Raw genomic sequence first — 23,338 nt, 5'->3', positions numbered from 1 at the left:
CTGTACGTTCGTAAAGAATAAAACAATGTAAGTTAATTATGGTGAGTAAAGGGCGATCACTGCTTTCGTATTCAAAGCTAAATATGAAACTTATCCAGAAGGGATGCAGCGTAGTTTTACAGGTTTTAGCAACAGTCACTCTAGCGACTCCTGTACTTGCGGAAATCGTTGATATTAACCTGCTGCAACTCAATGACATTTACGAAATAACTCCTGTCGAGGGGGGAACACGTGGAGGTTTGGCGCGTGTAGCTACCCTACGACAACAACTTTACAAGGAAAACCCTCGCACCTACACTGTCTTAGCTGGGGATTTCTTTAGCCCTTCGGCTTTAGGAACTGCCAAAGTTAACGGTACACCCTTGGCAGGTCAGCAGATAGTAGCTGTGATGAATGCTTTAGGATTGGACTATGCAACTTTTGGTAATCATGAGTTTGATTTGCCGGAGAACTTATTTTACCAACGATTGCAAGAATCTCGCTTTCGTTGGGTTTCCAGTAATGTATCAAATAGTAAGGGGAAGCCTTTCACAGCAGTTCCTAGATCGCTAGTATTAAATGTTAAAGGCGATCGCGGTGCTTTAGTCAGGGTAGGATTAATTGGTGTGACTCTTAATAGTAATCAGCCTCAGTACGTCAGTTTCACTGATCCGATTGAAACAGCTAAACAGCAGGTTCAGGCGCTCAAAGGTAAAGTTGATATCGTAGTTGCTATTACCCATCTATCAATTGAAGATGATCACAAATTAGCGGAAACTGTACCAGAAATTGATATTATTCTCGGTGGACACGAACACGAAAATATTCAACAATGGCGGGGTCGAGATTTTACACCGATTTTTAAAGCAGATGCAAATGCCCGTACAGTGTACGTTCACAAATTGAGCTACGACACTACAAAACGCAATCTCCAGATTAATTCCCAACTTGTGCCGATTACCGAAAAGATTCCCGATGAACCCAAGACTGCAAAGGTAGTCAAGGAATGGCTTAAAAGAGGTTATCAGGCGTTTCGCGCCAATGGTTTTGAGCCGGAGCAGGAAGTTGTAAAAATGCCAGTTGCTCTAGATGGTTTAGAATCTAGCGTCCGCAATAAATCTACAAAAATGACAGAGTTAATTACTGAGGCGATGTTGAAAGAAGTACAAAATGCAGATTTAGCCGTATTTAATGGCGGTTCAATTCGCATTGATGATGTAATTCCACCAGGCCCGATTACCCAGTACGATGTAATTCGCATACTGCCTTTTGGGGGTAAAATTGCGGCGATAGAAATAAATGGGGCGTTGTTGAAAAGAGTTTTAGATCAAGGACAAGCTAATAAAGGCTCTGGTGGCTATCTGCAAACAGCCAAAGTTACCCAAGAAACAAGTTCAGGAAATTGGTTAATTAACGGTCAACTTCTTGACTCTAAAAAAAATTACAAAGTCGCTATTAATGACTTTTTAATCAGTGGTAAAGAAAAAGGATTAGATTTCTTAAATCTTCAACAACCAGGGATTAAGCTGATTGCTGAAAAACGAGATATTCGTTTTGCTGTGATTGACCAGTTAAAGAGCCAAGCAACTGCTATTCAGATTGTAAAATAATCTATCATACCTAAAATATGTTTGGAACGCATAGGGGCACAACAATGTTGTATCTCTACCTTACTTTGATTGAGAAAAATTAGCATTTTGATGATATTCGACCTCGTAGCTATAGTCTTAAGTGTCAAGTGATCGCTCCTATATTTTGAATTATTTAGCGGAGGTATATTTGCTCAAAATTATATCAGCAGAGATTGAAGAATATAAATCTCATATAGGCGAACTGTTCTTAGAGTACTTGAATGAGACTAACTTAATATTTAGCCGTCAATTGAATATCAATTTTGATGTTAATACATTTTTAGAGCAATACATGACTCAACTCCATCAATTTGTTCCGCCAACAGGATGCTTGCTGTTAGGACAATATGAGGAACAAGTAGCCGGCTGCGCTTGTTTGCGAAAGATTTGTGAAGATGTTGGTGAAATAAAAAGGATGTATGTAAAACCAGAATTTCGGAGAAAAGGAATAGGTCGAGCATTATTAGAAGCTATTATAAATGAAGCTTCTTTGATTGGTTACTCAAAGATTCTTTTAGACAGCGCTCCATTTGCAAAAGAAGCCCAAGCGCTTTATCGTGTATTTGGCTTTCAACATATCGAACCGTATTTAGAAAAACAAGAGATTCCTTTAGAATATCGAGCAAACTGGATTTTTATGGAATTGATACTGAAATCATGAACATTCGTAGTGAAACTTTATTAGATTATCCAGCAATAGCTGAGGTAAATACATTAGCCTTTGGGCAGGAAAACGAAGCTAAACTTGTGGAGGAAATTCGTCATTATGACCGTTATATTCCAGAATTATCATTGATTGCAGAGGTTGAAGGTATTGTAGTAGGTCACATTCTTTTCAGTTACATCGATTTAGTAGGTGAAGAAACTTTACAGGTACTTGGTTTAGCACCTCTGGCTGTTTCTCCACAGTTTCAAAGGCTCTTAATTGGTAGCAAATTGGTAGAAGCAGGGTTAGAAAGAGCAAATGCAAGAGGAGAAGCGATGGTAATTGTTCTTGGTCATCCTCACTTCTATACTCGCTTTGGCTTCAAACCATCAGTTGATTATCAAATCGAGTCTCCCTTTCTGGTTCCAGAAGATGTCTTTATGGTTAAACCACTACAAAACTATCAGGAAAGGTACAAGGGTAAGGTTATTTATCCACCTGCTTTTGCTGGAGTTTAACACTAAGCTATTCAAATTTTACTAGCAATTATAATACTTTTACTGAAACTACACCACGCGCTTCTAGCACAGATGCAACACGTAAAATTAACGCTTCATTATAGGGGGCTGCTATCAATTGCACACCCAAAGGTAAAGCATTTTGTTGCTGAATTGGCACTGATAAAACGGGTAAGCCGATGAAAGATAAAGGTTGAGTAAATAACCCTAAATGAGGACGAACAAGAATTTCTTCCCCGTCTAAAATCATCGTTTGTTGTCCAATTAGCGGTGCAGAAATTGGTGTAGTTGGCGCAAGAATCACATCGACATTTTGAAAGACTTCACGGACGCGATCGCGATACCATTTTCTAAAGCGTTGTGCTTGCAAATACCAACTACTGGGAATTAATGCCCCTGCTAAAAAGCGATCGCGTGTAGCTGGATCAAAATCCTGGGGACGCACTCGCAATTTGTCTAAATGCAGATTTGCACCCTCGCTAGCTGTAATCACAAAAGCGGCTGCACGAGCGCGGTGTGCTTCTGGTATTGTTACGTACTCAGTCACATCTAAAGCATCTGCTACCTTTTGCACTGCTGCTAATGCTTCCGGTTCTGCACCTTTGGTAAAATAATCATCAGCAATGGCAATTTTGATATCAGAGATATCTTGATGTAGAGACATTACATGTAACGTCTCTACAGGTGGACGTTTTGTACAAATTGGATCGCGATCGTCTTCTCCCTGAAGCACATCAAAAACCGTAGCGATATCCTGCACCGAACGAGCAAAAGGCCCAATATGATCAAAACTACTAGAAAATAATGCTACTCCAGCACGAGACAACCGCCCATAAGTTGGCTTAAAACCAAAAACCCCACACAAAGCAGCCGGAACGCGAATAGATCCATTAGTATCAGAACCCAGCGTTAGCGGAACCAACCCAGCAGCCACCGCCGCCGCTGAACCACCCGATGAACCCCCAGCAACTCGGTTTAAATCATGAGGATTGTGAGTAGCACCGTAATGAGAGTTTTCCGTCACAAACCCATAGGCGAACTCATCCATATTTAAAGCACCAACCAACACAGCACCAGCTTGTTTCAGCTTTGCTATGGCTGTTGCATCTTGAGTAGCTGGGGGATTGTCTGCATTAATTTTCGACCCTGCTAAAGTTATTAAACCAGTAACATCGAAGAGATTCTTCACCGCAAAAGGTACACCAGCCAACACACCAGGGTTATTACCTTGAGCAATTTCCCTATCAATCCGTGCTGCATCCGTCAAAGCCGCCTCAGCAGTCACAGCCGTAAAACAGTTAAGTTCATTATCCCGCGCGGCTATTCGTGCTAACGCAGATTTAGTAACTTCCACCGTACTAACTTTACCTTCCCGCACAGCAGCAGCTATAGATACAGCATCATTCATGGTTCAAACACTGGTGCAGCTTCAACCTCCTCTACTAGGGGAAAAGAGTTTACTAGTTGTGCGATCGCTCTTATTCTCTCAAAATTCGCCACCACCCCATCACGATCCTCATCCCTTAACTGCAAATCCAACAACAACGCCATCTGCTCAACATGCTCACCCACATCAAACCCCTGACTTTCCATCTCTCCTCCTCCGCGTCCTCTGCGCGACGCCAGTTGCTACAACGCGGGGAACCCGCGCAACGCACTGGCTCCTCTGCGGTTCGTTATTCCAAATCTACAACTTCTTGCGACAACTCAAACAAACCATCTTCCCCAACTTCAAAATCAATCACCTTATACACAGAATCAATATTCAACTCCCCATAAATGTGAGGAAATAGTTCATATTCCTCGATACCTTCATAACGAATTTCAGGTTTAACTGTATCAGCTTTAATAAAAAGCAACACTAATTCCTTCTGATTAAGAAAGAATCTATTTGCAACTTTGACTACTTGCGTTGCCTTTGAACAATGAATAAACCCTTCAGTATCCAGCGTATCCCCGCGATATGTGCCAATATTTTTTGCTTGTTCCCATTGTTGACGTTGAGTGATGTGGAGAATAGTATTCATAGAGATGTTTAGAACTTACAGTTAATATTAAAGCCTCGCCAAACAACATTTTCTTTTAAATTTCACGCAGAGACACAGAGTTTTTCTTAGCGCCTTTGCGCCTTTGCGTGAAATCATCCTTTTATAAATTCGGCGGAATACAAACATCTGGCGCACACAAACTAAGAAATTCCAAAGTTTTCACCTCAAAAGTATCCAAATCGACGCAGCGGATGGCATGGTTATTAGTATCAGCAATGTATAAAGATGAAGCGATCGCACTCAATCCCGAAGGTTCAAAAAAACGGCTATTCTTACCTTGATCATCTTGCAAACCCGCAGAACCATTGCCCAAAACTGTTTGACAATTGCCACTAGGACTAACTAATTTAATCTTGTGATTGTAAGTATCTGCTACCCATAAATAATTTTGAGCGTATTCTACTCCTAAACAGTGTTGCAATCGCACATTTTCACCCTGTCCATCAACATCACCAAAGCCAAATAAACCCCCACTACCGCAAACAGTTCTAACTTGACGCGGTTCCACCAATCCCACAGCGCGAATTGAGCTAACCTCACTATCAGCAATATATAACTCCTGTCCATCGCTAGTTATACCACTGGGTTGAGCAAAAGCAGATTCAGTAAGTGAGCCATCAACGCAAGCTTCTGCACCAGTCCCAGCATAAGTTTTGATAACACCAGTTTCCAAATCCATTTGCCAAATTTGATGAGGCCCCGCCATCGCAATAAACAAAGTATTTCCCACTTTCACCAAATCCCAAGGAGAATTCAGCGCGGTTTCTAAACCAGCACCGTCATGAGGGCGAATATTACGGCTTTGCTCACCCGTTCCTGCAATGGTTTCCACTACCTGACGCTTCAAATCAACTCGTCGCAGAGCATGATTTTCAGTATCAGCAACGTAGAGAATCTGATTATCTGCATCAAACACCATTCCCTGCGGTGCAAAAAACTGCGCTTCGTAAAACGCACCATCGGTTAAGCCAGATTTTCCAGTACCAATTAAATGCAAAATTTCGCCCTCAAAGCTACTCATAACTAAGCGGTGATGTCCAGAGTCAGCGATGAATAAACCCGCTGGAGTAGCCAGAACTTTACCAGGAAAAGCCAGGGGTGTAATTAATGGTTGGCGCTGTTTTTCTAAAGTCAAGCTGAGTTCTTGAAAATTAATCGTACCCTGATCTTGGTGTTGCTGAATTAACTGTTGAATTAGCTGCTCCAAAGCATCACGATTTCCTTCACCAGAGACAGAGCCAATCACGTAACCTTCGGGGTCGATAATCATCAACGTCGGCCAAGCACGCACTGTATACTCTTGCCAAACCCGGAAACCGCTGTCAACTATAACAGGGTGTTCGATATCGTAGCGCAGAATAGCTTGGCGGATATTTTCGGTTTCCTTTTCATTGTCAAATTTGGCAGAATGGACACCAATAACGGTCAGACTATCTTTATATTTTTGTTCTAAATATTTCAAGTCTGGCAGAATGTGCAAACAGTTGATACAACAGTATGTCCAAAAGTCTAAGATGACGACTCTACCTCTGAGTTGCTTCAGAGACAAGGATTTATCAGTATTTAGCCAAGAGTAATTTTGTGGTAATTCTGGCGCTCTAACACGGGGAGTCATAATAATTCGTAATTTGTAATGACGCTCCTGCGTCGCTAACGCTGCGCTAACGTAATTCGTAATTAAGACAGGTAAATTATGTTTAGTAATTTAACGTGGTTGCATCTTTTGTGAAAGGATTTGACAAACTAACTACTAAAGAGTTGTCGGCTTGGGTACAACAAGCTAAAATTCAAGCTGAACGAGGACAAGTTGCTGCTCGCATCCCACTATTAGCTTTGGCTGATCCCTGTTGGTTTGCAGTTCACATTTGCTGTGAATCGGGGCAAACTATAAATTTTGGGGATACAGAGCGTGTGTTCCCACTAATGAGTGTTATTAAGACATTTTCTCTGCTTTATTTGCTAGAACATCTAGGAGCAGAAGCGGTTTTTCAGTGGGTTGGTGTTGAACCATCAGATGCACCATTCAACTCTTTAGAACAGCTAATTGCCGATCGCGGACGACCACGTAATCCGATGATTAATAGTGGAGCAATTACCCTGGCGGATAAGTTACCAGGAAAAGACGCTAGTCAACGCACTCTTTTATTTTGTCAATGGCTCAATCAATTAGCTCTTTGTCAGCTAAAGTTAGATGAAGTAATGCTGACTTCAGTACGCTCAAAACGTTCCCCAGCTAATCAAGCGATCGCAAATTATCTTGCTGAAATCGGGCATCTAGAAAATAGTGAAACAGCACTTGACACATACGAGCAAATATGCTGTCTATCTGGAAAAGTTGAAGACTTAGCCCGACTGGGAAAACTTCTAGCTTGTGAAAATAGTTCCTTGTCATCACAGCACCGCCGGATTGTTAACGCCCTAATGTTAACCTGTGGGCTGTACGAAGCTTCTGCTCAGTTTGCCGTCAAGATTGGTCTACCGATGAAATCTGGGATTGGTGGTGGACTCTTAGCAATAGTACCAGGTGAAGGAGCGATCGCCTGCTACAGTCCCACTTTGGATGCAGTGAGTAATCCTGTAGCGGGGCTTGCCTTTGTTGAGGCTTTAGCGCAAAAGTTAGAATTGAGTATCTTTGCTTAATTTGCCATCTTGAGCAGTAAACAGTAAAGAGTAAACAGTAAACAGTTGGAGGATTTAAATCCGTCGGATAGTGCCTGCCACTAATCGGCTTTGGGTTATTAGTTTTCGTATCTTTGCTTAACTTGCCATCTTGAGCAGTAAACAGTAAAGAGTAAACAGTAAACAGTTGGGGGATTTAAATCCGTCGGATAGTGCCTGCCACTAATCGGCTTTGGGTTATTAGTTTTCAGTTAGAAGTGAGCACCCCCTTAAACCCAATTATCTTGACTGATAACTGTTTACCGTTTACTGATTACTGTTTACTGTTTACCGTTTACTGATTACTGTTTACTGTTTACCGTTTACTGATTACTGTTTACTGTTTACCGTTTACTGATTACTGTTTACTGTTAAATCAGCTTGACAGCACGTAGACCAAACAGCAATCCAACAGCTAAACCAAAGAATAAACCCAAAAAGCCGATATAAGCTATAACTCCAAACATTTATTGTTTCTCCACAATACTTCCTAAATCTATTGAATCATTAGTCATTGGTCATTGGTCATTTGTCATTGGGAAAGAGAATTATTCTTTTGCACCCCTGCCCCCTGCCAAGATTGCGATAGAATACCAGCGCACGGGTGCTTGTTTGGGGTTGGCTAATGACTTCTGTAATTAATGTAAATTTACCAGAGCAATCTTATGAGATTGCGATTGCACCTGCAAGCTTAGATCAACTAGGTCAACAGATGGCTAGTCTGAATCTAGGCAAAAAGGTACTACTGGTTTCTAATCCGACGATTTTTAGGCATTATGGCGAAAGAGCAATAACATCGCTGACATCTGCTGGATTTGAATTTGCTAGCTGCACTCTACCACCTGGTGAACGCTACAAAACCCTCAACTCAATTCAAAAGCTCTACGATGCAGCCTTGGAAAACCGTCTCGAACGTTCTTCCACAATGGTGGCTTTGGGGGGAGGCGTAATTGGTGATATGACTGGTTTTGCAGCAGCAACTTGGCTACGGGGTATCAATGTTGTACAAGTGCCTACCACTCTTTTAGCAATGGTGGATTCGGCAATTGGTGGCAAAACAGGCGTGAATCATCCCCACGGTAAAAACTTGATTGGAGCATTCCATCAACCGCGTCTAGTATTAATTGACCCAGAAGTATTGAAAACTCTGCCTATGCGAGAATTTCAGGCAGGAATGGCAGAGGTAATCAAGTACGGCGTGATTTGGGATGCCGAATTGTTTACTCAATTGGAACAGAGTAAACGCCTCGACCAACTTCGCTACGTAAAAGCCGAACTAGTAAACAGTATATTAACGCGCTCTTGTCAAGCCAAAGCTGATGTAGTTGGCAAAGATGAGAAAGAAGCAGGACTGCGGGCAATTCTCAACTATGGTCATACCATCGGTCATGCAGTGGAAAGCTTGACTGGTTATCGTTTAGTAAACCACGGTGAAGCAGTTGCCATTGGCATGGTAGCAGCAGGGCAAATTGCTGTGAATTTGGAAATGTGGACAAAGGAAGACGCCGAACGTCAAAACGCCCTCATTCAAAAAACGGGTTTACCAGTTAAGTTACCAGATGGGGTGGATATAGAAGCAATTATTGAGGCTTTGCAGTTAGATAAAAAAGTCAAAGCGGGTAAAGTACGGTTTGTTTTGCCGACACAAATTGGTGTAGTGACAGTTACCGATGATGTGCCATCGGATATCATCCGGCAAGTGTTGCAGGGAATGTAATTGACCCAATTAAAATTAAAACAAGCTAGCCGCTTTTTTGCGTCATGATCCTCCAAGCCAACAATCAATTAACTTTGCAAGAGTTTCTGAATCTTCCACCAGGCGAGGGAGATATCACCTACGAACTCGTTGATGGTCAGGCAATTCCCAAAATGTCCCCAAAGTTTTTTCACGCTAAGCTTACCCGCGTCCTACTCAATCAGATTGAGCAATGCTGTGAGGGACGGGGAGAAGTATGTCCAGAATGGGCTGTTGCATTAACTCGGCGGGGGAAAGATTGGATGCCAACACCGGATATTTTATACATTTCTTATGAACGTTTACCAGCAAACTGGGATGAGAACGAAGCTTGTCCTGTTCCTCCCGATTTGGTAATTGAGATTATTTCGCCCTTCGGGTTCGAGAGTTCGCAAGACGCTCGAGGACTCGCTACCGCTACGCTAACGGCGGAAACCGCCTTGGCAAAGCCTCTCGTAGAGAAGACTACGACTCTCTCACCAGGACAAACGTTTGGACAAATAACAGCTAAAGCCAAAGACTATTTAGATGCTATGGTGCTGCGGGTGTGGGTAGTAGATATTAAAGCCAGAAGCATTACTGTTTTTTACCCAGATGCAGCACCACAAACTTATATGGGAGCAGAAATACTCACAGATATCCTATTTGAAGGATTAGAATTTACTGCTGAGCAGGTGTTTCAAAAGGCGAAAATACCATCTAATTCGTAAAAATCAGCCTGATTCAGATCCCCGACTTCTTGAAGAAGTCGGGGATCTGAAACTTATTTACCAGGGATTGCCCACCATTGTGAAAGCTGCCCAATAATAAGGGTGGGATAATGATTGCTCAGTTTCATTAACACTTTCAGTAGGCAAAGACAAACTCCTAACTGTTCTCAAACCTTGTATCTGACCATTCTTGACGTAAACTTCCCCTTTGGCCATAGCCACCTGAGCCTGTCTTAAAGCTTCTGCCCGAATGGGAGCTGTCCTTAAACTTTCATAAAATTTTGTCATCAATGCTGCTGTACCAGCATCGCTGACCGACCAAAGACTGGCAATACTGGTTTTTACACCTGCTAGTACAGCTAAACCTGCAAACCCAATCTCTGCTTCTCTATTTCCCAAGGCTGTTCTACAAGCACTCAGCACTAGCATTTCGACTTGGGGATCATTTAACCGTAACTGTCGTATCTGGTTTAAGCGCAACTTGTCCTCCCAAAGTTGAATATAGGAGTTGCTCAAAGTACCAGTGGAAAAGTCAGCATGGGTTGCCATGTGAATAATCCCAAAAGGTTGGTGGCGGCGCAAAACTTTGAGATTGTCTAGGGTGGCTTGCTTATCTAACAACAACTTGCCTTGCCAAAGTTTGGACACCAGTGTTGATAACTCAATGGGAACTGCTGGTAAAGGCACTTGACCTTGAGTACTTAGAGAAACCCCCATCGCTAAAATCTCGGATTTTTTAATGTCGCTGTATAAAGTGTTAGTCAAGCTGAGACTGGGCATCAAGCCAATACTGTATTTTTCCACCAGGAACCCTTTACCATTGTGGAGAGCAGCCATTGGGGTTGAACGTAACCCAACGTCTGGCAGAAAAACCAAATTGTTGATTCCTCGCGCCTGTAAATCTGCGTCTAGCGGTGCAATAATCCAACGATAAAGTTGCTGAGATGAACTTAAGTAATCGGTGCGGCTACGGTTTCGGGGATTAACGATTTCATCGCGAAATTCTTGAGCTATATCCAGAACTTTGGTTCTCGTTGCTTCTGAGATGCGCTTGCGTATGGGCTTACCCTTTCCAGTCACTACCACTAGTTCTAGTTGGTCGCTATCTTGCTCTAGTATGGGATTCAATTGTTTAGTAGATTTAGCTTGGCCTAAATTTGCCTCTGGTTGAATCTCTACAGGTACAAAACTGATGTAAACAAATGCAGGTTTAACACCAGTAGCTTTCTCAATTTGGCGAGCAATCTCACTAGCATCATCTAGTGTTTTAATCGCAGGAATGGATATGTCTAAATGTTCTGCAATGCTAGTTGTGAACTTAAGTTCGGGATTGTAATCGATATTAAGAATAGTGACATCAGTCTTAGTGGAAATGGTGACAGGCGGTATACCGGGATTTTGAACACATTGAAATGTGCAGGAAGAAATATCTGGTGGAGTGGAGGTAGGAGAAGGAGTAGAGGTAGGAGGAGTGGAAAAAGAAGGAGGGAGAGCAGGAAGGGAACTGACGTTGATTCCTATTTGTATGGGTGCTGAGGATGAAACGCGATCGCTAGCTCTAACTGTGAAAGCATTAATTAGTCCTGTAGTATTAGTTGGTGGTGTATAGTTGAGTGTCTCACCAGAAACTATTGTGTTTCCAGGGACTAAAACGGTATTGTCTCGCCTCAGTTCTCCTGCCAAAATCCTATCAATGACAACGGACGTTCTATCTAGATTGACATCGTTAGTATTGGCATTAAATGTGAAGACAAAAGGTTGATTGGGTTGAGCATTGGATGTCAAAGGTAATGTCGTCAGTGTTGGCGGGGTGTTGATAGATGTAATAGTGATGCCGCCTGGAGTGCCACTGGCATTTCCGTTATTAGGCAAGACTGGAAAGTTGCTACCTAGAGGGATATTTGAACTTCCTCCAGCATTAATTGTCCCTACTGTGCCATTAATAGCATTACCTATGATCAACGGTTTATTTTTTGCTCCTCCATCATATTGAATTGTGATGTTACCGCCTACGGGAGGTGCAAAGCTAACACTACTACTTTCTGGCTCATCAATAAAATTAAACACTCCACCACTAGCGATTGTATTACCCGTACCAGCGATCGCTCCTCTTCCTTGAACTAGTCCGTTCGTTAACACTTGCACATTGCCACCTTTAACAGTGCTAGTGCCATTAAAGTCCGTCATTGCCTGAGTGTTGATACTGTTAAACCGAATAATGCTGCCAGCAGGATTACTAGTCTGGAGGGTGACGTTGCCACCTGTAGTAATTGCAGTACCATCGACTCCAGTCGCGGTTACTGAAGCATCAATAGCACCATTAACGATGATGCGGTCTTTGGCAGTTAAGCTAACTGCACCACCTGTACCTGTAAAGCTGCCACCTCCAGTCTTGACTACAGATGAGTTAATTGATCTTGTATTAATACTGCCGTTAGTGGTTGTTGCTACTACATTGCCACCCGTATCATTTGAAGAAGAATTAATATTATTCGTGTGGATATTGTCTACGGCAGTTAAATTTACCGTTCCAGGAGCGTAGCCATTACTACTGGTGATAATATCGCCGACATTTATCTTACCGTTACTCGCAGACAAGTTGACATTACCACTATTGATACCAGCACCGCTTGTATTGAAATTTCCCAAGTATAAGCTGCTTCCTGAAATGGTAATAGCTCCTCCGTTTGTCTGAATTGTGTCAGTAGGCTTGGCAAAGATAACAGAACCGCTGTTTGAGGTCAGGCTAAAACTACCACCACCCAAATTTAATGTAGCCATACCAGGAGTAGTTACTCCAACCGTCGCTCCTGTGATGGGATTGATCGTAATATTTCCTGTGGTCTGTAAGTTGATATTTGTGCTAAACCCTAGATTTGCGATCGCTCCCCACGATATCGTGTTAGCTCCACTATTTGGACGCCCAAACAGAACATTAACAGGCATAGCATTAAAATCACCTGAGCCTGCTGGGGCATCAAGAATAGTCAACGTGCTAGGGTCAAGCAATAAAGTGCCATTGCCATTAGCTGCTGAAGTATCTACCTGTCCCTTAAAGGTCAAGAAGTTTTTGCCCGATACTTCGACAAAACCGCCATTCCCTGTTGTGCCTCCGCGAGCAGAAATGCTACCAAAATAGTTTGTGTCGTTACCCCAAACAATCACACGTCCCCCGTTGCCACTCAGATTACTATCAGCAGAAATGGTGGAATTGGAGTCAACATAAGTCTGCTCCGCATTCGGGACAGTTCCGTTACCTTGATAATCGCCGCCAATCCTCACAGTACCGCCGTCATTTGTCCCAGAGGCGTTAATATTGGCACCAATTACCCCGACTCGTTGACCGAAAATATTCACTGCACCACCTGTTTGGCTTGATACATCAACTTTGCCAGCAACAATAGTAGTAGCAGTAGTGGGAATCGTGGTAGAGTCCGTCAGTTGCACAGTTCCATCTGGGTTAGCAGATAACCCAGTGTTACCAACCGTCAGTAATTCAGGTAGAGAGGTAATGGGAATTGTCCAGTTGTTGGGTTGGTTACTACTAGAGGCGAGGGGCTGAATTTCCAGATTCAAGAGATTTCCTGGCTGACTAAGACGCACCCAATTTTGCCCTGGTACGGATGTGATCAAAATCTGTCCTGCGGGTGCTGAGAGTTGCCCAGTATTCACCACAGTACCACCCAATAAAGTCAAACTCTGGCCAACGCCTACCCCCAAATTGCCAGCATTGACGATCGCCCCTGGCTGGCTCATAGTAAACGCAAATCCGTTGGGGTTTCCCACCAAGGCAGTGTAATCATTAGCACCGATGGCATTGAACCAAGTGTTGTTAAAACCAATACCGTTGGCTGTTGTCGCGGTGAAAGCACCGGGGACATTTAAGCTAGCATTTGAGCCAAAAATAAATCCTGCCGGATTCATCAAATAGAGGTTAGGGCTACCACCTGTTACCTGAATCAAGCCATTGATTATAGAGGCATTCCCGCCTGTAATCCGACCAAGGATATTCTGGAGAGCAGGATTAGCTTGAAAGTTGGCAATTTGTTCTAACTTAATCCCAAACTGTTCAAAGCTATGGAAGAGGTTAATTCCATCGCTGGAAGTCTTACCGCCATTGATATCGAGCCGATTACCATTGGGAGTGACAATTGTGCCTGTACCATCGGTAGCGGGAATAATTTGCTGTGCTTGGGCTAATCCACTATTCATGGCTCCGATTAGGCAAATATATCCCATAACACTGCTCATTCTCCGGCTGAGTTGGGGAATGCTGGTGTTGAGGCTCCGCTTTAGTTTATTCAAAACGCCAGAGGCGGAGCCTAGAAACGAGGATAAGGGTTTGCGCCGTAAGATAAAGTGACCTGTGGACATCACATCGGTTTGATACTGGTTGGCGAGTCCTTGGCGTTGGAGTGCTTGAGTAATTACTTGCTGCGACGATCGCAAAATCTGTTCCATCTGCCATTGCTGGGAGACATGACTTGGATGGATACGGTGGTAGTATAGCTTCCTGACGTGCTCTACCTGAGCAACTTCTGAAAGTCGCAGACATAAATCATAGTCTTCAACATAATCTGGTGAGCTATTGACTCCATTAACTTGGTCGTAAGCATACTCATAGGCGATCGCCACTGCTCCATCTGTAGAGCCATCATCCCAAACCAGCAACTCAAAGTCTTGCCATGTCTGCTCTAAGACACTGGCGATCGCTGCCTCAATGTAAGACTCCCGGTTGTAATTGATAATGACAATGGAAATCAGTGGTGACATGGAAATACTCACAAGTTTTTAACCTGTTAACAGAATATAATGTTCAGGGCTTTCACTTAGAAGCGATCGCTGTTAATTATTTTTTAGTTACAAATTTTCTTAAATCGGAATGTCAAAAGTATGATATTCAGATATCTATGCACCCATAGCATACTTAAAAATCGTAGCTAGTTGTTTGCTAAGTAAACTTGGCTGGGAAAAGGATAAGGGGGAAGGTTTATTTCTTGTCACCTTTTCCCGACCTACACCCGTCATTTTGGGGTTGGTTAACTACTAGTGGTGCGTGTTGGTCAGATCCCTGTCGGTCAGATCCCCGACTTCTTAAATAAGTCGGGGATCTAGCAAAGCACTCTGTTGAGATGAAATGAGAAAAGGAACGGAAACTGTTGTTAAGGCTGAAGCTCAGATTCGGCAAAGAATTGTCTATTTATCTCATCAATTTGATACTTGGCGGAGTCTGGAAAACACTAAACATAGTAATTACAGTTTCAGCTTTAAGTGCGGCTTGCTAATTTTACATGTGCTCTGGGTTGTAACTGTCAATGGACTAAGAGCAACAGCAAGCGAGCGTGATATTTTTATATCTAATTTTGACCACAATATTAATCACTCAGAATATCTCATAGCACAAACATTAGATCCCAATTCCCAAATAACTAACCCTAATCAACCTGCACAAAACCTTGGCGATCGCATTCGTATTCGTAAAATTCAGGTTTTAGATAGTACGGTTTTTAATGAAAATGACTTTAATCGCGCTGTGCAACCTTTTGAAAAACGGGATTTGACTTTAGAAGAAATTAGAAAAGCCGCAGATGCCGTTACCCAGCTTTATCTGAATAAAGGCTATATCAATTCCAGAGCAATTCCATACATTCAGCCGCCTGGTGCTACAGAAGATATTTTAATCATTCGTGTGCTCGAAGGACGTTTGACTGAGATTGAAATCGAAGGAACGCGACGATTAAATCCATCTTATATTCGCAATCGAATTCAACTAGGTGTCGGTATCCCTTTTAATACAAGTAAGCTCGAAGAACAACTAAAACTACTGCGACTCGATCCGCTGTTCGACAACGTAGAAGCTAGTTTACGTCCAACAGGTAAGATTGGTCAAAGTATGCTTATTGTGAGAGTTGAAGAGGCTAACTCTTTGGTTAGTAGCTTGAGTGTAGATAACTATTCGCCTCCTAGCATTGGTGCTGAAAGATTGGGTATTGAACTACGCCATCGCAACTTAACTGGAATGGGCGATGAGTTAGCAGGCTCTTATTACCATTCGCTTTCAGGTGGTTCTGATGTCTTTGATTTCAGTTATCAGATTCCTGTTAACGCGATGAATGGGAAGGTACAGATTAGAGCAGCACCCAATCGCAATGAAATCACTGAGCCAGCATTTGATGATTTAGGAATTCGGGCAGATCAGGATTTATACGAAATCAATTATCGACAACCGTTAGTGCGATCGCCCAGACAAGAGTTTGCTCTTTCTTTAGGATTTACCTATCAAAATGGTCAGACTTTTCTGTTTGATCAACTTCCAACCCCTTTTGGCATTGGCCCAGACGAAAACGGGGTTAGTCGCACCAGTGTGATTAAGTTTGGTCAAGACTACGTTAAGCGCGAACCTCAAGGTGCATGGTTACTGCGATCGCAATTTAATCTTGGCATTGATTTATTTGATGCCACCATCAATGATGACCCAATCCCTGATGGACGCTTTTTCAGTTGGCTAGGACAAGTACAGCGCGTACAGCTACTCAGTGACGATCATTTATTGCTCATCCAGGCAGACTTGCAGCTCACACCAGATAGCCTACTACCTTCCCAGCAATTCGTCATTGGCGGCGGACAGTCTGTAAGGGGATATCGACAAAATGCCCGCTCTGGAGATAATGGATTTCGGTTCGCAGTTGAAGATCGGATAACAGTGCTACGTAATGCATCAGGATTACCCACAATTCAGCTTGCGCCATTTTTGGATATGGGAGCCGTATGGAATCAGTCTAATAACCCCAACAACCTACCCAATCAAACATTTCTTGTAAGTGCAGGCTTAGGACTATTGTGGAATCAAGCTATGGGAATTGATCGCCTCAGTTTGCGGCTCGATTACGGAATTCCATTTATCGAACTAAGCGATCGGGGTAATAACGCCCAGGATGAGGGTTTTTACTTTAGTGTTCGCTATCAACCATAGGAGCGGAAGGGAAGGGGGCAGGGGGGCAGGGGGGCAGAGGGGCATAATCTGCGATATGAAAAGGTTCGTTCACGAATATCAAAGGTTCGTTCACGAATATCAAAGGTTCGTTCACGAATATCAAAGGTTCGTTCACGAATATCAAAGGTTCGCTCACTAATATCAAAGGTTCGCTCACGAATATCAAAGGTTCGTTCACGAATATCAAAGGTTCATTCACGAATATCAAAGGTTCATTCACGAATATCAAAGGTTCGTTCACGAATATCAAAGGCTCGTTGTTGCATTCTAAAATTAGGACTTACGCAAATTAATGGAATAACGAACCACAAAGGACGCAAAGGACACGTTCGCGGAGCGTCTGTCTACGACACGCTACGCGAACGCACAGAAGTAATAAGATAGGACTTACGCACTGAAGGCTGAAACCTAGATCTCCCCTAGCCCACGCCAGTCGCTCATGGGGAGCCACCCCCTTGCGGAGGTTCCCGACGCTCGTTCGCGCAGCGTGTCGCAGACAAGACTCGCTCTAAGCGTTGGCGAAGCCTCTCGAAGAGAAGCCATGCCGTAAAGCCTGCGGCATGGCTTCGCTTAAGGCGAAGCCTCTCGTTCACGAAGTGTCTCCGATAGGAGAAGAGAAGGCTTTACGCTGCGCTATCCGTTGTGGGGAGTGGCGTGGAAACCCCCTTGGCGCAGCCTCAAAGTAGAGAAGACCGCGCTGGCTCCCCTTCAAAAGGGGGGAATTTATAAAGCCCCCTTTTGAAGGGGGTTGGGGGATCTAAGTGCGTAAGTTCTGTAAGAGTTGGAGAGGGTTTTTGCGTAAGTCCAGTAAAATATATTTCTTCTGCCCCTCTGCCCCCCCGTCCCGCGTTGGGGGTTCCTGCCGTAGACCTCTGCCCCCCTGCCCAACTCAACAACATCACTGCGGCAACTTTGGTTGTTGAGCCGAGTATTTTGCCACTATGGCGGAAATCTCAGGGTTGTAAAGTCTGAGATAATTCCAGTAGTTACCAAATACTTGACGCACGTAATTTCTGGTTTCATCAAAGGGAATATCTTCGACAAATTCGTCTGGGTCTTCTTTAGTGAGATTTTGTAGCCACTTAGAGACATTGCCGGGGCCTGCATTGTAACTGGCGATCGCCAACAGGGAGTTATTGTTATATTGCTGATGGGTATGATCCAAATACCAAGTACCTAGCATCACGTTGTCGTTAGGATCTTCTAAGTCAATTGTTTTGCTGTCCAACTTGATTTGGGGAGCTATCCATTTAGCTGTATCCGGCATTACCTGCATTAAGCCAGTAGCACCAGCAACAGATTTGATTTTAGGCTGAAAGCGTGACTCTTGACGCATCAAGGCGGTAACTAGCAAGGGATTGAGTTGGCGCTCAGTAGACCACTTTTCAATCTGCTGCAAATAGGGAAATGGATAACGGGCTTGCCAGTAAGTGCTCTGTTTGCTCAAAGCTTGATATTGAGCTTGTTCTTCTGGTGTTTCCCGGTCTTCCAATTTGGATATTTTGTCAATTCCTGATTGATTTTCTCCCCTTGCCAACTGCATCAACCCTTCGGTAAATTGCTCTGCCACTGTTGGTTGCATTTTGTTTTTAAATTCTGTTTGCCATTGCAACCAAGCATCGCGGTCTTGACCTAGCAAATACAATTCCTTAAAGGTTTCAGAACCAGCGGTAGGTACTGGACGCTGGGGTGCGATGACTTCCGGGTTCATTTGGCGAACGTCGTTAAAGTTGCCGACATTCAGCCCCAAAATTGTCGCAGCTCGCCATGCATAGTAAGAGTAGGGAAACTGACTAATCACATACTCATAGGAAGTTTGAGCTTCCTGTTGTTTCCCTAGTGCAGTTGCCCATTTACCCACCCAAAAGCCTGCTCTTGGAGCCAAAATACTATTGGGGTTGTTGGTGGTAATTGGTTCTGCCCATTGCCATGCAGCTACGTAATCTTTGGCTTTGGCTTTATCTTGAGCTAATTTCCAGCGATACTCTGCCGCCTCATCAGAATTTCCGTACTTAGCCAAAAGTAATTCCCAAGCTGCGTTAGCTGACTTTTGATCCTTGAGGGTTTGGTGTATTTTGGCTTTTTGTACCAGTGCGGTGCCAGCTTGTTCAGGAAATTGACTGATTGTCTGATCAAGATAAGGTAGGGCGTCTTTGCCTGTTTTGGCCATTTCTGCTAAGCGCAGTAGGGCTGTCCCGGTTTCTTTGGCTTTGGGAAATTGCTGCACCAATAGTTTATAAGTACCGATCGCAATTTCTCGGTCTTTGCCTCCCACCTGTAACCCCCGTGCAGTACGGTAAAGATTACGGGCTGTTTTGGGTGCTCTAGCGTAAGCAGTCGCCGCTTTGCGAAATTGATTGTTCTCCCAGTAGCCTGTGCCAATGATTTCCCAGTCTTCGGGTTGGAGGTTAGGCTGTTTGACCAGCTGATCCAACACGCCCACTATGCCTGGTTGGTCATAGGCATGTGTTGCCAAAATTAACTTTAATTCTGGCTGATTGGGATTATCTTGCAACCGTTTACGGATAATCTCCCAGGTAAGGGGATTAGATGGAAATTGGGCGATCGCTTGTTCCTGTTGCTTCGGTTGTGCGATTAGATACAAGGCTTTAACTGCGGCAGGTTCTTTGGGATACTGTTTCAGTACTTGTTGCCTGAGATCTGAGGCTTTGCCATCTTCACCCAGCATGTCCTGTGCCTGCGCCTGTTTGAGCAAAATGTAGGGCGCTAAAAGGGAATAGTCTTTTTCCAGACCTTCCAGTAAACTTAGCGCTTTTTTTGCTTGTGTTCTTTCAATGTAATCACTCGCCAAAAGATAACGGGCACGTTCCCGGTCTGGCGATCGCGATTGGGCGATCGCTGCCAGTTTGGCTGCCCGTTCTGGCAGGGATTGTGATACCAGTGGAAATACGGCTGATTTGGCTTTGTGTGCCTCAGATATTTGCTCAGACTGGTTTTTACCAATTTTGAGCCATTGCCCCAAGGATCTGCCAATCCCAGGGGCAGATACCATTGCCCCAGCTAAAAAGGCAAACAGTGCCGCACCAGCAATTATAGAAATTTGTTTTTTCTGTAGTTTCTTCAGCATTGATACCCGCTGAAAATTTCCGATCAATTTCCTGAAACTCTAGCACTCCTGGCCGTCAGTGTTAGAAATTTTTAATTTTCGATTATTAATTTTATGTAGAAAAATTCTAATTTTCAACCCTACTGTTGCCAGCGCCTAGCTTTTGCCGCAAACTTGATCCCATTGCATCTATCTTCGGTATACAATAAAAGATTTTAGACTTACGTTTAATTGATATTGAACATACATCATTGTAACTACAGGCAAATTTTTAGTATCCACACTCGCCTTAACTCCGATTTCATCGCCAGAAAATACACCGTCTTTGATTTTCGGAAACTTTCGGAGCAATTATTTGCAAACTCTCTCGATTTAGAGAAGATTGACAATAAAATGGGTGTTTTGGTTTTCTAGAGGTGTAGTCAAAAAATATTGTGAATCTATCTGAATATATAGGTATTTTACCCCGATGGAAGATATTGGCAGTGTCAGCAATAATTACAGTGCCAGAAGGGCCTGTACAAGACTTCCAATTTAATGGTGATATAACCTGTTGCATAGTTTTGTCTTGGATGTAGCCATAGTTATATCTTAAAGAGCGAGTAATTTTTGTAGAAAAAGATTGGGGAATATATTGAAAAGGGCCACCATCATCATTTACTTCATTTAAATAAATAATAATTTTCAATACTTTTCGGTCTTCTTTATCTAAATGCCACAACCTTGATTTTTTTTGGACTTGATTAGCGATATCTCTACGAAAATAAGAGCCATGATAGGCTACTGGTAAACCAAGATAAGTCTCAATAATATTGAGTAAACGTTGTTGGAGTCCCCAAAGAAAAATTTCTAGGTGTTCCATCATTTGCTCAGAGGTAGCATGAATAATGAATTCATTCTTATTTTTAGAAATGCTTTTTGGAATGTCTAGCATCAAGCTTTTTGCTGACTCCAACATTTGCGGAGTTGAGGTAATTGAAAGTGATGCTAAGGAAGTTACAATAATTCCTTCAGCTTTAAGAGTTTCAACTAAGCTCAAGTCAGTGTTTGAAAGGATAGGTAGAGTATCAACATGTTTCGTCATTGCTGCTTGATAAGCAAGATCAGCCGTATTACTCAACAATGGAATTCGATAAAGGTTTTCTAAGATCCGATTACCAGCCTTTTTGATAATTGCCTTCATCTTGTTTAGAAGTTATTTGTATGTAACTAAATATTATTACTAGCTAGTTGAGAAAACATTATTTAATTAAGACATTAAAAATTTACTTAATCTTAATAGTTTTATGTCTAATTGTTTATCTCATTAAACTAATTCGATGATATTTTGTGATTATCGGCTATTACTTTAGTTGGTTTAGCTAAATTAGAAAATACTTCTAAAAGTAGATTATTATAAGTAAGTAGTTAATATTGTAATAAATTTCAAATTTACGTTGAGTGTTTTTATTTAGTCTTGAAAAATATTAATCTTGATAAAGATTAAATAACATTCTTGCAATACTAATTACTGGCATCTATCTCAAGTGTGATTAAAGCAGTCAAGCTAGTTCGATAAGCTATCAATTTCAGTTTTTTTTGGGCGTTATGCTCCGCAATAATCCACCTGATAAAGTTAAGATTTACTTTATAAATATTCTCTAAAACTACTGAGTAATTATCAAAGCGATCGCTTCAGCCATCAGATTGGTAAATATATACATATACAGCAGATTTCAGGTAAATGAAGTACATAAATAAAACCCGAAACCCTGTAGAAACGTTACATGTAACGTCTCTTCGCTAATTCTGGAGTACGCCCTTTCAACCCAATCATCAATTTGAGCATAAACACTTTTAGTACAGGTACTCGCTGCAAAAACCATAAACCCAAGCGACGAACTACTACCAAAGGTAGAAAGTTATTAGAAAACATCCGATCTAACAAATCGGTGAATCCTAAAATTGTTAGGTTCTCCAACTTACGCCAACGTTCATAGCGTTTGAGGACTTTAATATTGCCAATATCTTCGTCCGTATTGTGTGCTGCTTGAATTATTTGTGCCAAAGCAGCAGCATCCCGAATACCCAAATTTAAACCTTGTCCACCAACAGGATGGCAATTGTGCGCCGCATCACCAATTAACGCTAATCGAGGGAGGACATAGCGATCGCTTTGCATAAGTTGCACTTGAAAAATAAAGCGATCGCCTAGTAATTCCAACTTACCCATCTGATCGCCATAACGGCGGCTTAATTCTGCCAAAAATTGCTCATCATTTAATGCACACAAAGCTTGTGCTTCTGCGTGGGGGGCTGTCCACACAATTCGGCAGCGGTTCCCTGGTAAAGGTAAAATAGCAAACGGCCCGCTAGTCCAAAATCTTTCGTAAGCAGTGTTATTGTGGGGTTTTTCTGGTTTAACAAATGCTACAATACAGGATTGCCAATATTTCCAGCCATGTGTTTTAATGCCAGCAGCTTGGCGAATGGGCGATCGCGCTCCATCTGCTGCTACAAGTAATTTACTCTTGACTGTTTGTAACTGCTCGGCAATTTTGATATCTATTGCTACTATGTCCTTTTGGTACTGCGTATTTACTACCTCAGCCGGACATAGATAAGTCACATTTGAACAACTTTGCACAAATTCTTGTAACGGCTGCAATAGTGCTTGATGTTCCGCCACATAACCTAATTCTGGTTTGCCTATATCCGCTGTGGCAAATTCCACTACTTCGGGATAATCAGTATCAGAAAGGCGAACATGGTAGTATTTGGCGATTTGAGGCAGTATTTTGTCCCAAACGCCAATTCCTTGGTAAATTAGCGACGAAAGCATGTGAACTGCGTAGGCTTGCCCTTTGGCTACCGCTGCTGATGCCACTTTCGCCTCAATCAGCAGTACACTCAAGCCAGAATCTTTTAAGGCAGCGGCTAGAGTTAACCCAATAATTCCACCGCCGACAATTACCAAGTCGTATTCATGTCCCCGCAAATCTTGCGGTGTCTGTTGCGGGGAAATTTGCTCAAGCTGCGATCGCGCCATTGTAAAGATAAATTACAGCATCTTAACTATTATTTTTACGCGATCGCGCTCCCTTAAGCAAGTTGGAAAGCTAAACAATAGATTAAACCCAGGAGTCGAAGCGATGCCTGCGGCGGGCTACGCCAACGCATCTTTTTGACTGAGCAGCTTAGTTTCTGTATTAAAATCTCCCTTTAGCTCATAAGGAAAATTTAATTTCAGCTTGAACAGCAAGGAGCCTCTCACCTACCCGCAAGGGAGGTGATGAGAGGAATTGCGAGACAAAAACAAAACGTCCCTTAACTACATCAATCCACAGGATTGACCGGGAGAGAGGCAGTTAAG

General features: G+C 42.7%; 17 protein-coding genes. 7 read left to right on the top strand and 10 right to left on the bottom strand.

Annotated elements, in window-relative coordinates; translation table 11 throughout:
• Window positions 1–83 precede the first annotated feature (83 nt).
• From FNW02_RS31805 to FNW02_RS31795, 3 genes are all read left to right on the top strand, one after another.
• The gene (locus FNW02_RS31805) at window positions 84–1,589 is read left to right on the top strand and encodes a bifunctional metallophosphatase/5'-nucleotidase (protein WP_191761434.1); all 1,506 of its coding nucleotides are present in this window, start codon (window positions 84–86) and stop codon (window positions 1,587–1,589) included.
• A gap of 121 nt (window positions 1,590–1,710) precedes the next feature.
• Entirely contained in the window at window positions 1,711–2,271 is a 561-nt protein-coding gene (locus FNW02_RS31800) for a GNAT family N-acetyltransferase (RefSeq protein ID WP_348535481.1), read from the top strand.
• Window positions 2,268–2,774 (top strand): GNAT family N-acetyltransferase, encoded by a 507-nt coding sequence (locus FNW02_RS31795; protein ID WP_191761433.1) that lies wholly within the window; start codon window positions 2,268–2,270, stop codon window positions 2,772–2,774. The genes FNW02_RS31800 and FNW02_RS31795 overlap by 4 nt, the downstream gene beginning before the upstream one ends.
• Window positions 2,775–2,802: 28 nt before the next feature.
• Here the strand turns inward: FNW02_RS31795 and FNW02_RS31790 are convergent, their stop codons facing one another.
• The 4 genes from FNW02_RS31790 to FNW02_RS31775 form a co-directional block, all read right to left on the bottom strand.
• The gene (locus FNW02_RS31790; RefSeq protein ID WP_191761432.1) at window positions 2,803–4,182 is read right to left on the bottom strand and encodes an AtzE family amidohydrolase; all 1,380 of its coding nucleotides are present in this window, start codon (window positions 4,180–4,182) and stop codon (window positions 2,803–2,805) included.
• Complete coding sequence (locus FNW02_RS31785) at window positions 4,179–4,367, bottom strand: DUF4089 domain-containing protein (RefSeq protein WP_191761431.1); 189 nt, start codon at window positions 4,365–4,367, stop codon at window positions 4,179–4,181. The genes FNW02_RS31790 and FNW02_RS31785 overlap by 4 nt, the downstream gene beginning before the upstream one ends.
• An 83-nt stretch (window positions 4,368–4,450) precedes the next feature.
• A complete protein-coding gene (locus FNW02_RS31780) occupies window positions 4,451–4,801 on the bottom strand; it encodes a DUF952 domain-containing protein (RefSeq protein WP_191761430.1) in 351 nt (116 codons plus the stop codon).
• A 121-nt stretch (window positions 4,802–4,922) separates the two neighbouring features.
• Entirely contained in the window at window positions 4,923–6,437 is a 1,515-nt protein-coding gene (locus tag FNW02_RS31775; protein WP_191761429.1) for a thioredoxin-like domain-containing protein, read from the bottom strand.
• Window positions 6,438–6,547: 110 nt separating this feature from the next.
• Between FNW02_RS31775 and glsA the strand changes: the two genes are divergently transcribed.
• On the top strand, window positions 6,548–7,462 hold the full coding sequence (gene glsA / locus FNW02_RS31770) for a glutaminase A (RefSeq protein ID WP_191761444.1): 915 nt from the start codon (window positions 6,548–6,550) through the stop codon (window positions 7,460–7,462).
• Window positions 7,463–7,851: 389 nt separating this feature from the next.
• On the opposite strand, the gene petL is transcribed toward glsA, so the two are convergent.
• Entirely contained in the window at window positions 7,852–7,947 is a 96-nt protein-coding gene (gene petL / locus FNW02_RS31765; protein ID WP_191761428.1) for a cytochrome b6-f complex subunit PetL, read from the bottom strand.
• Between the two features lie 158 nt (window positions 7,948–8,105).
• On the opposite strand from petL, the gene aroB reads away from it, so the two are divergent.
• Both aroB and FNW02_RS31755 read left to right on the top strand, forming a co-directional pair.
• Window positions 8,106–9,197, top strand: a complete 1,092-nt coding sequence (aroB, locus tag FNW02_RS31760) for a 3-dehydroquinate synthase (protein ID WP_191761427.1) — start codon at window positions 8,106–8,108, stop codon at window positions 9,195–9,197.
• A gap of 44 nt (window positions 9,198–9,241) precedes the next feature.
• Window positions 9,242–9,925: a Uma2 family endonuclease gene (locus FNW02_RS31755; RefSeq protein WP_191761426.1), complete on the top strand. Its 684-nt coding sequence runs from the start codon at window positions 9,242–9,244 to the stop codon at window positions 9,923–9,925.
• Window positions 9,926–9,982: 57 nt separating this feature from the next.
• Here FNW02_RS31755 and FNW02_RS31750 read toward each other — a convergent pair whose 3' ends face one another.
• Window positions 9,983–14,698, bottom strand: a complete 4,716-nt coding sequence (locus tag FNW02_RS31750; RefSeq protein ID WP_191761425.1) for a CHAT domain-containing protein — start codon at window positions 14,696–14,698, stop codon at window positions 9,983–9,985.
• Window positions 14,699–15,062: 364 nt separating this feature from the next.
• Between FNW02_RS31750 and FNW02_RS31745 the strand changes: the two genes are divergently transcribed.
• On the top strand, window positions 15,063–16,898 hold the full coding sequence (locus FNW02_RS31745; protein WP_191761424.1) for a ShlB/FhaC/HecB family hemolysin secretion/activation protein: 1,836 nt from the start codon (window positions 15,063–15,065) through the stop codon (window positions 16,896–16,898).
• A gap of 458 nt (window positions 16,899–17,356) precedes the next feature.
• Here FNW02_RS31745 and FNW02_RS31740 read toward each other — a convergent pair whose 3' ends face one another.
• The 4 genes from FNW02_RS31740 to FNW02_RS31725 all read right to left on the bottom strand — a co-directional run bounded on the left by FNW02_RS31740 (window position 17,357) and on the right by FNW02_RS31725 (window position 23,014).
• Window positions 17,357–17,512 carry a hypothetical protein gene (locus tag FNW02_RS31740; RefSeq protein WP_191761423.1) on the bottom strand — a complete coding sequence of 52 codons (156 nt, stop codon included), beginning with the start codon at window positions 17,510–17,512 and terminating at the stop codon, window positions 17,357–17,359.
• Window positions 17,513–17,817: 305 nt separating this feature from the next.
• Window positions 17,818–20,007 carry a transglycosylase SLT domain-containing protein gene (locus FNW02_RS31735; RefSeq protein ID WP_191761422.1) on the bottom strand — a complete coding sequence of 730 codons (2,190 nt, stop codon included), beginning with the start codon at window positions 20,005–20,007 and terminating at the stop codon, window positions 17,818–17,820.
• A 280-nt stretch (window positions 20,008–20,287) separates the two neighbouring features.
• Window positions 20,288–21,169, bottom strand: a complete 882-nt coding sequence (locus FNW02_RS31730; RefSeq protein ID WP_191761421.1) for a phytanoyl-CoA dioxygenase family protein — start codon at window positions 21,167–21,169, stop codon at window positions 20,288–20,290.
• A gap of 579 nt (window positions 21,170–21,748) precedes the next feature.
• Window positions 21,749–23,014 (bottom strand): FAD-dependent hydroxylase, encoded by a 1,266-nt coding sequence (locus FNW02_RS31725; RefSeq protein ID WP_191761420.1) that lies wholly within the window; start codon window positions 23,012–23,014, stop codon window positions 21,749–21,751.
• Window positions 23,015–23,338 lie beyond the last annotated feature (324 nt).

It is taken from the genome of Komarekiella delphini-convector SJRDD-AB1 (genome assembly GCF_014831675.1).
In the GTDB taxonomy this organism is placed as follows: domain Bacteria; phylum Cyanobacteriota; class Cyanobacteriia; order Cyanobacteriales; family Nostocaceae; genus Komarekiella.
The sequence above is the reverse complement of the archived record's forward strand: the minus strand, read 5'-3'. Positions and strand labels throughout refer to the sequence as shown.

Coding starts and splice junctions, on each gene's coding strand:
- FNW02_RS31805 (WP_191761434.1), top strand. CDS start 84: ATGAAACTTATCCAGAAGGGATGCAGCGTAGTTTTACAGGTTTTAGCA.
- FNW02_RS31795 (WP_191761433.1), top strand. CDS start 2,268: ATGAACATTCGTAGTGAAACTTTATTAGATTATCCAGCAATAGCTGAG.
- FNW02_RS31790 (WP_191761432.1), bottom strand. CDS start 4,182: ATGAATGATGCTGTATCTATAGCTGCTGCTGTGCGGGAAGGTAAAGTT.
- FNW02_RS31785 (WP_191761431.1), bottom strand. CDS start 4,367: ATGGAAAGTCAGGGGTTTGATGTGGGTGAGCATGTTGAGCAGATGGCG.
- FNW02_RS31780 (WP_191761430.1), bottom strand. CDS start 4,801: ATGAATACTATTCTCCACATCACTCAACGTCAACAATGGGAACAAGCA.
- FNW02_RS31775 (WP_191761429.1), bottom strand. CDS start 6,437: ATGACTCCCCGTGTTAGAGCGCCAGAATTACCACAAAATTACTCTTGG.
- petL (WP_191761428.1), bottom strand. CDS start 7,947: ATGTTTGGAGTTATAGCTTATATCGGCTTTTTGGGTTTATTCTTTGGT.
- aroB (WP_191761427.1), top strand. CDS start 8,106: ATGACTTCTGTAATTAATGTAAATTTACCAGAGCAATCTTATGAGATT.
- FNW02_RS31755 (WP_191761426.1), top strand. CDS start 9,242: ATGATCCTCCAAGCCAACAATCAATTAACTTTGCAAGAGTTTCTGAAT.
- FNW02_RS31750 (WP_191761425.1), bottom strand. CDS start 14,698: ATGTCACCACTGATTTCCATTGTCATTATCAATTACAACCGGGAGTCT.
- FNW02_RS31745 (WP_191761424.1), top strand. CDS start 15,063: ATGAGAAAAGGAACGGAAACTGTTGTTAAGGCTGAAGCTCAGATTCGG.
- FNW02_RS31735 (WP_191761422.1), bottom strand. CDS start 20,007: ATGCTGAAGAAACTACAGAAAAAACAAATTTCTATAATTGCTGGTGCG.
- FNW02_RS31730 (WP_191761421.1), bottom strand. CDS start 21,169: ATGAAGGCAATTATCAAAAAGGCTGGTAATCGGATCTTAGAAAACCTT.
- FNW02_RS31725 (WP_191761420.1), bottom strand. CDS start 23,014: ATGGCGCGATCGCAGCTTGAGCAAATTTCCCCGCAACAGACACCGCAA.